At 64.2% G+C, this 13,042-nt stretch carries 10 protein-coding genes; 4 read left to right on the top strand and 6 right to left on the bottom strand.

Annotated features, from left to right (window positions below; all coding sequences use genetic code 11):
- Positions 1 to 6 precede the first annotated feature (6 nt).
- The 4 genes from M3A49_RS27405 to M3A49_RS27390 all read right to left on the bottom strand — a co-directional run bounded on the left by M3A49_RS27405 (position 7) and on the right by M3A49_RS27390 (position 4,331).
- A complete protein-coding gene (locus M3A49_RS27405) occupies positions 7 to 1,293 on the bottom strand; it encodes an MFS transporter (protein WP_266231831.1) in 1,287 nt (428 codons plus the stop codon).
- Positions 1,294 to 1,358: 65 nt separating this feature from the next.
- The gene (locus M3A49_RS27400; protein ID WP_266231830.1) at positions 1,359 to 1,736 is read right to left on the bottom strand and encodes a BON domain-containing protein; all 378 of its coding nucleotides are present in this window, start codon (positions 1,734 to 1,736) and stop codon (positions 1,359 to 1,361) included.
- A gap of 42 nt (positions 1,737 to 1,778) precedes the next feature.
- Complete coding sequence (locus M3A49_RS27395) at positions 1,779 to 3,023, bottom strand: porin (protein ID WP_266231829.1); 1,245 nt, start codon at positions 3,021 to 3,023, stop codon at positions 1,779 to 1,781.
- Positions 3,024 to 3,119: 96 nt separating this feature from the next.
- On the bottom strand, positions 3,120 to 4,331 hold the full coding sequence (locus M3A49_RS27390) for a M20 aminoacylase family protein (RefSeq protein ID WP_266231828.1): 1,212 nt from the start codon (positions 4,329 to 4,331) through the stop codon (positions 3,120 to 3,122).
- A gap of 122 nt (positions 4,332 to 4,453) precedes the next feature.
- Here M3A49_RS27390 and M3A49_RS27385 point away from each other — a divergent pair, with 122 nt between their 5' ends.
- Positions 4,454 to 5,389: a LysR family transcriptional regulator gene (locus tag M3A49_RS27385; protein WP_266231827.1), complete on the top strand. Its 936-nt coding sequence runs from the start codon at positions 4,454 to 4,456 to the stop codon at positions 5,387 to 5,389.
- A gap of 35 nt (positions 5,390 to 5,424) precedes the next feature.
- Here M3A49_RS27385 and M3A49_RS27380 read toward each other — a convergent pair whose 3' ends face one another.
- Together M3A49_RS27380 and M3A49_RS27375 are read right to left on the bottom strand one after the other, a co-directional pair.
- On the bottom strand, positions 5,425 to 7,164 hold the full coding sequence (locus tag M3A49_RS27380; RefSeq protein WP_266231826.1) for a glycerol-3-phosphate dehydrogenase/oxidase: 1,740 nt from the start codon (positions 7,162 to 7,164) through the stop codon (positions 5,425 to 5,427).
- 15 nt (positions 7,165 to 7,179) lie between these two features.
- Positions 7,180 to 8,697, bottom strand: coding sequence for an FGGY-family carbohydrate kinase (locus M3A49_RS27375; RefSeq protein ID WP_266231825.1), 1,518 nt, complete (start codon positions 8,695 to 8,697; stop codon positions 7,180 to 7,182).
- 181 nt (positions 8,698 to 8,878) lie between these two features.
- Between M3A49_RS27375 and M3A49_RS27370 the strand changes: the two genes are divergently transcribed.
- Genes M3A49_RS27370 through M3A49_RS27360 form a run of 3 tightly spaced genes read left to right on the top strand, consistent with a single transcriptional unit; the run spans position 8,879 to position 13,013 of the window.
- Positions 8,879 to 9,856, top strand: a complete 978-nt coding sequence (locus tag M3A49_RS27370; RefSeq protein WP_266231824.1) for a sugar-binding transcriptional regulator — start codon at positions 8,879 to 8,881, stop codon at positions 9,854 to 9,856.
- Positions 9,856 to 11,484, top strand: a complete 1,629-nt coding sequence (locus tag M3A49_RS27365) for an FGGY-family carbohydrate kinase (RefSeq protein ID WP_266231823.1) — start codon at positions 9,856 to 9,858, stop codon at positions 11,482 to 11,484. The genes M3A49_RS27370 and M3A49_RS27365 overlap by 1 nt, the downstream gene beginning before the upstream one ends.
- Positions 11,485 to 11,504: 20 nt before the next feature.
- Entirely contained in the window at positions 11,505 to 13,013 is a 1,509-nt protein-coding gene (locus M3A49_RS27360) for a glycerol-3-phosphate dehydrogenase (RefSeq protein ID WP_266231822.1), read from the top strand.
- Positions 13,014 to 13,042 lie beyond the last annotated feature (29 nt).

The following is a 13,042-nucleotide window of genomic DNA, read 5'->3' as shown; positions in this document are numbered from 1 at the left end:
CCGGGATTAGCGAGTGCATTTCGGAGGGGCTTCCCTGAACAGGAGGAGCCCTAACAGGCTCAGGCATCCGCAGCCCAGCATGTACCACGCCGGAGCGTAGAAGCTCCCGGTTGCACGCCATAGCGTGCCGACGATGAACTGGGCAAACCCGCCGAACAAGGTCACGCCGAGCGCGTAGATGATGCCGAGCGCAGTCGCACGTATTTCGGGTTGCAGCGCTTCCAGAATCATCAGAAATCCCGCCGGACTCGATAGCGTCATCAGGCCAACCAGGACGGAGACGACGACGGCCACCGTGGCCATTGACGGGAAGGCGGCGATCGCCCAGAACGCCGGGACCAGGACGACGAGCGACGCAATCGTGGAACCGAACAGCAGTCGCTTGCGGGATACCACGCGGTCTGCAAGCTTGCCTGCGAGCGGCGAGCCGACCAGCAGGATGACACCGGCCGCGCAACTGCTCGGCAAAGCCGTGGCAGGCGGCATGTGGAGCGTCAACGTGAGAAAGGTGGGGAGAAAGAACACGATCGTGTACATCGTGGCCGTGCTGCCGATAACCAGCATCACGCCCGCCACGATCTGCCTCACCGGAAGGCGATGGCGAACTTTCGCGGCGTCGTTTGCACGCGAATGAAGGTGATGTGACGTGTCCTCGATGCGCGTGCGCAGGAAGAATCCGACTGGCCCGATCGCAAGCCCGATCACGAACGGCACCCGCCAGCCCCAGTCGACGAGTTGACTGTGCGTGAGCGACATCGAGAGCAAGACTGCTATGAGCGCGCCTGCGAGCGCTGCGCCACCCTGGCTTGCCATCTGCCAGCTCACGAGCACGCCGCGCTTTCCAGCGCTGCCTGATTCCATCAGCAGCGTGGTTGCCGCGCCGACTTCGCCGCCGGCCGAAAAGCCCTGGAGCAGGCGGCCCAATACGATCAGCAACGGGGCAGCAATGCCGATCCGTTCGTAGCTGGGCGCAAGGCCGATGAGGCCGGTTCCGAGCGCCATCATCGCGACGGTCAGCAGCAGCGCTGGCTTGCGGCCCGCGCGGTCCGCGAATATACCGATCGTGATGCCGCCGAGCGGACGTATGACGAATCCGACGCCAAAGACAGCGAGCGACATCAGCAGCGAGGCAAACTCGTCGCCGACAGGAAAGAACAGCTTGCCGATGATCGGCCCGAAGAAGCTATAAACCGTGAAATCGAAGAACTCGAGGCCGTTGCCGAGTGCGGCTGCGATGACCGTCGAGTGGCGCGTGCGCGTTGCGCTCGTTGCGCTGGCGTTGACTGCGTTCATATTGAGGCTGCGATGAAAGGGGGCGAGGGCGCGCGTCACGTGCATGACAACGCGCGCCGCGACGCTTACTGGTTGCCGTTCAGGCCCGTGTTGGCGCGGATCTCGATCTTGCTCGTCACCGAACGCACGCCATTCACGCCGCGTGCGACAGACGTGGCCAGTGCGATCTGGTCGTCGCTGGCGACGACGCCGGTCAGCGTGACCGCACCGTTGTGGGCGCGCACGCGAATGTACGTCGACTTCAGGCCTTGCTTGCGCGCAGCGTGCAGTGCGTGGCGCACGTCGGCGGCCAGCTGTTTGTCTGTCGGCTCCGTTGCGCCCGCAACGGACGCACCCGTTGCGACAGATGTTGCGGCCGTGTCGCTTGCGCCCTGCGCCCACACATTTGCGCAAAAGGCGAAGAGCAGAAGGGTAGCGAACCGTGTGAATTGGCGAATCGTCATGGTGTTTCTCCTCAGTCGATGGACGTGCGTAGCGCGAGCCACTCAGAACTTGTGATACATGCCGACCAGCACGACGTGCGGCGTCTTGTAGAACTCCGTACCGTTTTGACCCGCGTAGGCATTGTTGATGTTGTCGAGCGTGGGCTGTTGCGTGTAGGGGTAGGGATAGTGGCTATAGGTGGGCGCAGTGCCGATGTTATGGATGACCGAGCCGCGCACGTAGAGGGCCGTCCGTTTGGACAGGTTGTAGTCGTATCCCAGCGTCACGCCGTACGAGTGATCGACCCAGCCGCCGACGGTGCGATACACCACTTCTGCGCGAAAGTCATTGCGCTTCTGGTAGCGGTAGATCGCGCCAAGCGTATAAGTCGATGAAACCCGGTCGCCGTCGAGCCGTGGGGCGAGGAAGCTGTAGCCCGCGGAGAGGACATAGTGGCCGCTGTCGTAGAGCACGCCGCCAGCGATATTGTCGGTGCGCACGTATTGCGAGGGATTGAGCCCGTTGACCGCGTAGTTGCCGAAATAGCTGATCGTGCCGAACAGATGGCCGTTGAAGAAGTTGACCGCGACAGACCGGTTGGTCAGGGTCGGCGCAGTCGAATCCTGGGTGTGCGTCTGCACGAGCACCTGCGCATTGAACGGCCCGTACCACGGCGACGAGTAACTGATCGCGTTGGAGATGTGCAGCGGCTGATAGCTGGCGCCGGGGCCGAGGTCATAGGTCCATCCGGCCAGATAGGCGACCGTGGAGATCGACAGCACCTCGCCGAACACGTCGACGAAGAGCGGCACGCCGACGGCGTCCTGCAAGCCCAGCTTCACTTCGCCGGTCCTCGCGGAGCCGAGCGCGATCCATGCTTCGCGGTTGAACATCGTGCCCGCGGTGCCGAGTTGGCCGTTGGAGGCGTCGAAACCGTTTTCAAGCGCGAAGCGTACGCGGTAGCCTCCGCCGAGATCCTCGACGCCGTACATGCCGAACTTCGAAGTCCATTCGCCGCCGCTTTGTTGCACGAAGGCGGTCTGCGCGCCCTTGGTGAAGCCGATTGCCTGGTCTACGACGCCATAGAGCCTGAGGCCTGGCGTATAGGCATCGGTCGTCGCATACGGCACGCCCTGGAAGTAGTCGCTGAAGAACAGATTCGATGCCTGTGCCGAGGCGACCTGGCTCAGGGCGCAGAGCGTTGCCGCGTAGCCGACACGCAGCGCGCCTCGTGAAAAGCGCTTCCGTTGTTCGTTGGTCCGTTTGCTATCGGTGGTGAAATGTTGCCGAAGGCTGCGTACTGACATTTATAGGCTCTTGTGGTGGGTCAGAAACTGCAAAGGAAAGGCGGCGACTCCCGTGGACGAGAAGTGACAGCGGTCCATCGCCTGACGTGCCTGGGGTTATTCGGTGCGCAAGTAGCGTTCGGTCAGCGCGACAAACCAGGCCGCGCCCCAGCTGAGCGCGGCGTCGTTGAAGTCGTAGCCCGGGTTGTGAACGAGACAGCCGCCCGTCTGGCCCACGCCGTTGCCGAGCAGCACGTAGCAGCCCGGCAGTGCCTCGGTCATCCAGGAGAAGTCCTCGCTGCCCATGAGGGCGTCGGGCATCATCGTCAGCGCCTCCTTGCCCACGAGCGCCTCAATGGTCGCGATCGCGTGATCGGTTGCCGCGCGGTCGTTCATGAGGGGGCGCGAGATGGCGTGGTAGTCGACTGTTGCCGTGGCGCCGTAAGACTGAGCCTGCAGCTCGGCGATGCTGCGGATGCGCGCCTCGAGCAAATCACGCGTTTCGCTGTCGAGCGCGCGCACCGAAAGCTCCAGCGTGGCCGTCGCGGGAATCACGTTGGCCGCCTTGCCTGCGTGAATGGAACCGACCGTGACCACGGCAGCGCGTGTCGGTTCGACATTGCGCGAGACGATCGATTGAAGCGCCATGACGATACTTGCCGCCGCAACGACCGGGTCGCTCGCGAGATGGGGCATCGCACCATGCCCGCCGCGACCCGTGACGTTGATCGTCGCGGTGTCGGACGACGCCAGCATGCAGCCGTGACGCACCGCGAAATGGCCGACCGGCAGGCCGGGCGCGTTGTGCAGGGCGAACACCTGATCACAGGGAAAGCGTTGAAAGAGGCCATCGGCGATCATGCGCGAAGCGCCGCCCAGGCCCTCCTCGGCGGGCTGAAAAATGACGTTGAGGATGCCGTCGAATTGCCCTCGCGTGGCGAGGTGATGCGCGGCGGCCAGCAGGACCGCGGTGTGCCCGTCGTGGCCGCACGCGTGCATCGTTTGGGCAACGGTGCTGGCGTAGGGCAGGCCCGTCGCTTCCTGGATCGGCAGGGCGTCCATGTCGGCACGCAGGCCGATGGCGCGTTTCGCGTCGCCGCGCCTGATCGTCCCGACCACACCCGTGCCGCCAATGCCCGTTGTCACCTCGTAGCCCCATTGCGCAAGCTGTTCGGCAACGAGGGCGGAAGTGCGCTTCTCCGCGAAGCCCAGCTCGGGATGGGCGTGAATGTCGTGGCGGATCTGGATGAACTGTGCTTCGTGACGGCGCAAAGTTTCCAGCAGTTCGGCGTATTGCTGCGTTTCGGGAATCGTTGTCGCTTGGGTCATCGGTTTTGCCTCCTGCTGGCGTTTCTCAGAAACTGGATCAGGGGCTAGACTACGAACGATCGGTCAAAATAAAAAATCAAAAACTTGCATCTGAATACCAAAACTGCACGGCATTCCGCATTATGAAAATTCAACAACTGCGTGCCCTGATTGAAACCGCCGAAACGGGCAGCATCCACGGCGCATCGCGGCGGCTGCACCTGACGCAGCCGGCGGTCACCCGGGCAATTCGTGAACTGGAGAACGAATGCGGCGTTCAGCTACTCGAACGGCACCCCTGGGGCGTGGCGCCGACCGCGGAAGGCATGACGTTGCTGCAACGGGCGCGCAACATCGTCCGTGAGCTCGAGCGCGCCGAAGAAGATCTCGGACATTTGAGAGGGCAACGCGAGGGGAGACTGGTTGTCGGTGTGACGCCGCTTGCGGGTATGGCCGGACTGGTGGAGGCGTTCGTCGAATTCCGCCGGCGCTGGCCCCGCGTGAGCGTCGAGTTTCGCGAACTCGAGTTCAACCAGCTGACCGAGCGGCTAGGCAACCGGACCATCGATATCGCATTGGCGGCCTTTCCCGTGAATCGCGGGGAAGCGCCGGGATTGGTCAAAGCGCTATTCGCGTTCGATTCCGTGCTGGTTACGCGTGCGAATGGAAAATTCTCGGGTGCAAAAGATCTGGCTGATCTTCGGGAAGCCGAATGGATTCACACCGATGTCACCGACAGCTACCCAGAGTTCGTCCGCGCTACGTTCCGGAATGCGGGCCTGGCGCCGCCAGAGCGGATCACGCTCTGTACTTCCTACTCACTCTTTTATGCGCTTGCGCTGATGTCGGATGCCGTGCTGGCGCTCAATCTTCTCGCGCTTAGCGAGACGGTCGTGGGGCGGTCTTTCGTCAAATTGTCGATTGAGCTTCCGCTCCCTCCGTCGCAACTCTTTCTCCTTTCGCCACCCGATGCGCAGCTTACGAAACCTGCAGAGTATTTGATCGATTGCATCCTCAAGATCTCGGAAGAGAGAGCAGAGCGTCTACGCGTGGCTGCCGAGGGGAGGGATGGCGGATAAGTGATCAGCTTGACGTCCAACTACGTGTCAGTCGGTTAAGCGCCTGGCTGTCGCGCCAACTCGCCGCAAGAAAGCACAACACCATGACGCTCACGCGCAGTTTCACGCGTCGCATCAATTTCCTGCAGCGTGCGTACCGTATCCCATCCCAGCGCCTGTGCTGCAATGCCGGAGACTTCCAGCAACAACGCGTTCGTCAGATGCCCTGAGATCGCAACGGTCGTGCGGCGGAAAACCAGATCGGCGAGATGCGTCACCATGTCGTGTTCGCACAGGTATCGGATCTCGTGCGCCGTGTAGCCCGACTCGCCCGTGAGCGAATGATCCGCGCGTGCGTCCTGCGCCTTCGCGCAGGACGCGGCGACCACCGCCGCCGTCGTGCCATACCGGGCGAAAAGCGTCTCGGCCCGCGCGGCCGGAAGATTGTGGCGTTGTGCGAGTGCGCCGATCCACGCGGCCGGTTTGCCTGCCTCGTGCGGATAATCACGGCCGCCGCCGATCGGCTCGTGGCGCGTGCTGATCCTGCGTGAGCGTCCGAGGCGTCCGAGCGTATCGTCGGCGACGGATTCCGCGAATCCGCGGAAGGTCGTCCACTTGCCGCCTACCAGCGACAGCACCGGGATCTGCGTACCCGGCAGGTGATCGACGTGCACCACATGATCGCGGCTCACATCGCCCGGATTCGCGGCGTCGGAATAAGGGAGTGGCCGCACGCCGCTATACCGGAAGGCGATATCCGATTGCGTGAGATGCACGCCCGGAAAGACTTCGCGCAATACGCCGAGCATGTAGGCGACCTCGTCGTCCTCGCAGCGCACGCCGTCCGGATCGCCGACCCGGATATCGGTCGATCCGATGAGCAGTTTGTCCATGAACGGATAAATGAGCGAGATGCGACCGTCCTTCGACCCGTAGTACACCATGCGGCCGCACAGTTGCGCATGCAGTTCGGGATGGTCGACGATCAAATGCGACCCTTTTGTTCCGCCGATATATTTCCGCTCGATCCCGAGCGCAGCATTGACGTTGTCGATCCACGCGCCGCCCGCATTGACGACGATAGCGGGCTCGACAGCAATGCGTTCTTGCGTCACGAGATCACGCAGCCATACGATGCCGTTCTCCACGTGATCGACACCCACGTAATTGGCTGCGGCGCAGTGCTCGCAGGCAGCGAGACCGTCGGCGATGAGTTCGAAGTTCAGCCGTTCGGCTTGAGTCACTTTGGCGTCGTAGTACGTGGCAGTCGCCTTGATCGCGGGATCGAGCAGCGGCAAGCTCTGCAGCGACTGCTTTCTGAGCGCGAAACGATGCCGCGGCATCGTGCGGTCATGCCGGCCGAGAAAGTCATACATTGCCAGACCGATCTTCGAAATGATCGCGCCGCGATCGGCCAGCTTTGCCTTCATGCCGAAGAAACGGCACGCGGACGCGATCATGCCGCCGAAGTACGAGTGAATCGGCAAGACGGTTTCGAGCGGCTGCACATAATGCGGCGCGTTTTTCAGCAGCAGGTTGCGCTCCAGCGTGGATTCGGTCACGAGGCGAAACTCGCCGGTTTCGAGGTACTTCACGCCGCCATGGATGAGGCGCGACGGCGCGCTGCTCGCGCCGGAGGCGAAATCCGTCTTGTCGATCAGCAGGCAGTCGACGCCCTGCAATGAGAGGTCGCGAAAGAGGCCTGCGCCGTTGATGCCGCCGCCGATAATCAACACGCTGACCTTTGGCTGCTGCCTCACGCGCTCGAGAAAGCGTTCGCGGTTTCGTTGTGTCATCGTTGTGTTCCCCCTTCAGTGCGCGACGGCCGCATGGTCGAGCGCGGGCCACAAAGGCTGGATGGCTGCCGTGAGCCGCGACCAGAGCGCATACGCCGCGTCGAGTTGGCCATGTCGCTCGGTGTCCGGAACGTACGTGTGCGCGACCCGGCACGCGCGCGCGGTCGCCTCGGAAAGCGAGCCGAAAACGCCTACGCTGACACCGGCGCAGAGCGCGGCGCCAAGCGCGCTGGCCTCGGGACTTTCGGGAATATCGATCGCGACGCCGAGGACATCGGCGAATAGCTGCGCAAGCAGGGGGCTCGACGAGCCTCCGCCAGTCAGCCCGGCTCGACGCGCAGGAAAAGCGCTCGTCAGCGCTTCGACATGCCAACGGTGATTGAACACCATGCCTTCGAGCACGGCACGCGCCAGATGCGCGCGACGATGCCACGAGCGTATGCCGAAGAACGACGCACTCGCTGGTTGCTCGAAGGGCGAGCCGAACAGGAAGGGATGAAACATGACCGAACTCGGCTCCGTGAAGGCCGCTTGCACTTCGTCGCCGATCAGGTCGAACAACGAGCCGCCGCGCCGCGCGGCTTCCTGTGTTTCGTGCTGAAAGAGTTCGCGCAACGCCCAGTCGACGTTGCTCGATGAAGCAGGGGAGATGGACATGTTCATCCACTGGCCGGAACGCGTGCCGTTGCGGCACGACCAGCGCGGATCCCGTTGCGGTCGATCGGACAGGATTTCGTTGATGCTGAACGTGCCCGCCGTAATCGAAACAACACCCGGCTCGATGTTGCCCATGCCGAGCGCGCTCGACGTGACATCGTGCATCCCGCAGGCAACCGGCGTGCCTTCCTTCAGTCCGGTCTGCGCGGCGGCCTGCGCGGTGATCCGGCCGGCGGCCTGCGCCGAAGCGATGATCTCCGGCAGCGCATGACCGATCGACGTCAGGCCGTAGAGCGACAGGACCTCGTCGCTGTAAGTCTGCGTATCGACATTGGTGAAGGAAGAACTCGCTTCGGTCGGATCGGTGGCCGGCACGCCGGTCAGGCATAGACGAAGCCAGTCCTTGCAAAAGAGCACGTGGGCGATCTTCGCAAAGCGCTCTGGCTCGTTGAGCTGGATCCACTTGAGCAAGCTAACGGCAGCGTAGAGATAGGGCTGCTGTCCCGTCAGCGTCAGCGCTTTTTCGAGCACGCCTGCCTCACGCCAGCGCTCGGTTACCTCGAATGCGCGACTGTCGAGTGACAGAACGCCCGGTCCGAGCGGCGCGCCGGCGCTGTCGACGAGATAGAGCCCGTCGCCGTGCCCGGTCACGCCCACCGCCGCAATCGAGTCCGGCGGAATCTCGTGCAACGCATCGCGGATGGCGCCGCAGGCCGCTGCCCAAACCTCTTGCATGTCCCGTTCGACGTGTCGCGCGCGCGGTTGGCGCTGCTCGACCCGCCGGCTTCCCACCGCGACGGTGCGTCCCGATGTGTCAAAGACGACGGCCTTGGTGGCGGTCGAACCGCTGTCGACGCCGAGTAAATAGCGCTCCATCGTGTCTCCATGCTGTTTTTTGATGCGTTGCAACAGCTTCCTTTCGGCCCCTCGAACAGGCGAAGACCACCCAGGGTTATCGCGGATGGCAGCCGGGGAAAGGAATGCTTACCTTGAGGTCACTGAAATAAATTTCAATACACGAAAAAAATATCACTTTTCGTGGGTGCATGGAGACAACATGACAAAAATCGCCGGAAAGCGTGACGCCGAGGACAGCCTTGCGATACGCGCGGCCTGGCTGCACTACGCAGCCGGGCAGACCCAGGCCGATGTCGCGTCCCGACTCGGCGTGAGCAGCGTCAAGGCGCATCGGCTGATCACGCGCGCCAATCAGAGCGGCGCGATCAAGTTCACGATCGACGGCGATGTCGCCGAGTGCGTCGTGCTCGAAGCCGAACTGGCCCAGCGCTACGGCCTGAGCTATTGCGAAGTGGTGCCGGATCTGCACGAAGGCGACTTGCCGTTGCGTGCGCTGGGCGTCGCTGGGGCGTATTTCCTGCAACGCGAGATCGCGGCGCGCCAGGACGGCGTCATCGGCATCGGCCACGGGCGCACGCTTGCCGCCGTGGTGGCGAACATTCCGCGCATGGACGCGGGCACGGTGCGCTTCGTCTCGCTGCTCGGCGGCGTGACGCGCAAGTACACCGCGAATCCGTATGACGTCATCCACAAGCTCGCCGATCAGACGGGCGCGGTGTCGTACGTGCTGCCGCTGCCGTTTTTCGCCAATACCGCGGAGGATCGCGAGGTGCTGCTCTCGCAGCGCGGCGTGCGCGAAGTGTTCGATCTCGCGGCGCATGCGGATTTGATGGTCGTCGGCATCGGAGCGGTGGACGCGGATGCACAGCTTGTCGCGTCGCAGATGATCGAGCCGGCGGAAATCGAAGAAGTGCGCAGCAAGGGCGGCAAGGGTGAACTGCTCGGGCATTTTTTCAGCGACGCCGGCGAATCCGTCGAAACGTCGCTGGCGGCGCGCACGGTGGCGCCCCCGTTGGCCGATCTGACGAGCCGGCGCATCGTGGCCATTGCCGGAGGCGTGTCGAAGATCGCCGCTATCCGCGCCGTCCTGAAAAGCGGCCTCCTCAGCGGCTTGATCACCGACGAGGCCACGGCGCTGGCGCTGGGTGGGGACCCTGAAGCTACGGAAGCTCCGTGATGAGCAACATGATGGGTAACGTCGGGGGCAACGCAGCGCGAAATCTCATCGTCGGCATCGACGCGGGCACCTCGGTCATCAAGGCCGTGGCCTTCGATTTGTCGGGACGGCAGATTGCCGTGGCCTCGCTGCCCAACCGCTACACGACCAGCGCCGATGGCGCGGCGACCCAGTCGCTGGCGCAAACCTGGGCCGATTGCGCGCAAGCCTTGCGCGATCTCGGCGCGCAGGTCGAGGGCCTCGCGCAACGTACGCAGGCGCTGGCGGTCACGGGCCAGGGCGACGGCACGTGGCTCGTCGGTGCGGGCAACCAGCCCGCAAGCGACGCCTGGCTGTGGCTCGACGCGCGCGCCGCGAACACGGTGCGCGCCTTGCAGGAGGGTCCCGCGAGTCGCGCGCGCTTCGAGGCGACCGGCACCGGGCTCGCCGCATGCAGCCAGGGCGCGCAGATCGCCCATATGGCCGCGACGATGCCTGACGTGCTGGCGCGCGCCGAAGTCGCGCTGCATTGCAAGGACTGGCTGTATCTCAATTTGACCGGCGTGCGCGCGACCGATCCGTCGGAGGCCAGCTTCACCTACGGCAACTTCCGCACGCGTCGCTACGACGACACGGTCATCGACGCACTCGGCCTGAGCGCGCGGCGCGGCCTGCTGCCCGAGATCATCGACGGGACCGAACGCACGCATCCGCTCTCTGCGCAGGCAGCGGCAGAGACAGGTCTGCTGGCCGGTACGCCCGTGTGTCTCGGCTTCGTCGATATCGTGCTGACGGCGCTGGGCGCGGGCATACACACGGAAGGCGCGGCGGGCGCAAGCTGCTCGATCGTCGGCTCGACGGGCATGCACATGCGCGCCATGCGCAACGACAACGTGCATCTGAACGCGGAAGGCACGGGCTATGTCATCGCGCTGCCGTTGCCGGGCATGTCGGCGCAGGTGCAGTCGAACATGGCGGCCACGCTGAACGTCGACTGGGTGCTCAATCTCGCGTGCGATCTGCTCACGCAGTTCGGCACGAGTCTTTCGCGCAGCGACCGGATCAAATGCGTCGACGGCTGGCTGCAGGAGGGGCGGCCGGGCTCGCTGCTGTATCACCCGTATATCTCGGATGCGGGCGAACGCGGGCCGTTTGTCGAGCCCAACGCGCGCGCGGACTTCATTGGACTGACGAGCGAAAGCCGGTATCCGGATCTGGTCCGCGCCGTGGTCGAAGGGCTCGGGATGGCCGCACGCGACTGCTACACGTCGATGGGCATTCCGATGCCGGACGAACTGCGCCTGACCGGCGGTGCGACGCGTTCGCGCGCGTTGCGCGGCGTGCTCGGCGCCGTGGTCGGCGCGCCCACGCGGATCTCCACCCGCGAGGAAGCGGGCGCGGCCGGTGCGGCCATGATGGCGGCGGTCGCGCTCGGCGTGTACCCGAACATGAATGCGTGCATCGCCGAATGGGTGACGCCGCTGCTTGGACAGCCCGAGTCGCCCGATGTGGAACTGACGCAGTTGTATGCGCAACTTTTTCCCGCGTATCGCAAGGCACGCGAAGCGCTGGTGCCGACGTGGGCGGAAACGGCCCGATTGCTGAAATCGCGGCATCGGCCGGAGGCAGTTTCCGCAAGCCTCAACTAACGTCGAACATGGAACGTGAGATGAGCGAGAAGGACATGGTGGACCTGTGTGTCATCGGCGGCGGCATCAACGGCGCGGGTATCGCACGCGATGCCGCGGGCCGCGGGCTGTCGGTAATGCTGTGCGAGAAGGACGATCTGGCGCAGGGCACGTCGTCGCGTTCCGGCAAGCTGGTGCATGGCGGGTTGCGTTATCTGGAGTACTACGAATTCCGGCTCGTGCGCGAGGCGCTGATCGAGCGCGAAGTGCTGCTCAACGCCGCGCCGCACATCATCTGGCCGCTGCGTTTCGTGCTGCCGCACAGTCCCGGCGATCGTCCCGCCTGGCTCGTGCGCACGGGCCTCTTCCTGTACGACCATCTTGGCGGACGCAAGAAGCTGCCGGGCACGCGCTCGCTCGATCTGCGGCGCAATCCCGAAGGGGCGCCGATCAAGGACGAGTACCACAAAGGCTTCGAGTACTCCGACTGCTGGGTCGACGATGCGCGCCTCGTGGTGCTCAATGCCGTGGACGCCGCCCGGCGCGGCGCCGAAGTGCTCACGCGCACCGCGTTTGTTTCGGCGCGGCGCGAAGGCGGGGCGTGGCGCGTGGAACTGCGCGACGCGCGCAACGGCGCGACGCGGGTGGTGAGGGCGCGGGCGCTGGTCAACGCGGCCGGACCCTGGGTGTCCGAAGTGATTGGGCGCGCGGGCGCGCAGTCGACGCGCAAGGTGCGGCTCGTCAAGGGCAGCCATCTCGTCACGCCGAAGTTCTGGGAAGGTCCGCATTCCTACCTCGTGCAGAACCACGACAAGCGCGTGATCTTCATCAACGCGTACGAAGGCGACAAGGCGCTCATCGGCACGACCGACGTCGCCTGGGACGGCGCCCCGGAAACGGTCGCGATCACGAACGACGAGATCGACTATTTGCTCTCTGCGGTGAACCGCTATTTCAAGCATCCATTGCGCAAGCAGGACATCGTGTCGACGTTCTCGGGCGTGCGCCCGCTCTACGACGACGGCAAGGGCAATCCGTCGGCGGTCACGCGCGACTACGTGTTCGATCTGGACGTCACCGGCGGCGCGCCGTTATTGAATGTCTTCGGCGGCAAGATCACCACCTTCCGCAAGCTGGCCGAGCACGCGCTGCAAAAGCTGCAGCCGACCTTCCCGAAGATGGGTGCGGACTGGACCGCATCCGCGACGCTGCCGGGTGGCGACATCGAAGGCGCCGACGTGCCGCGTTTCATGGCGAAGCTGCAGGTGCAGTACGTATGGCTGCCTCGCAACCTGTTGCGCTACTACACGCAGACCCACGGCACGCTCACGCATCAGGTGATCAACGGCGCGACCTCGCTCGCCGGTCTGGGCCAGCAGTTCGGGCCGACCTTCTATGAGGCGGAGGCGCGTTATTTGATGGCTAACGAATGGGCTGAGTCGGCCGACGACATGCTCTCGCGGCGCACCAAACACGGTTTGCACATGAGCGCTGCGCAAAAAGCCGCCTTCGGCGTCTGGCTCGACGGCCTCGTCAGGAAATCCGCGTAAGCGGGGCGGGCCGCAACTCCGAGGCAACC

The sequence above is a fragment of the Paraburkholderia sp. CNPSo 3076 genome, assembly GCF_026343935.1.
Lineage (GTDB): Bacteria > Pseudomonadota > Gammaproteobacteria > Burkholderiales > Burkholderiaceae > Paraburkholderia > Paraburkholderia nodosa.
This window is presented reverse-complemented; position numbering and strand designations above follow the sequence as displayed.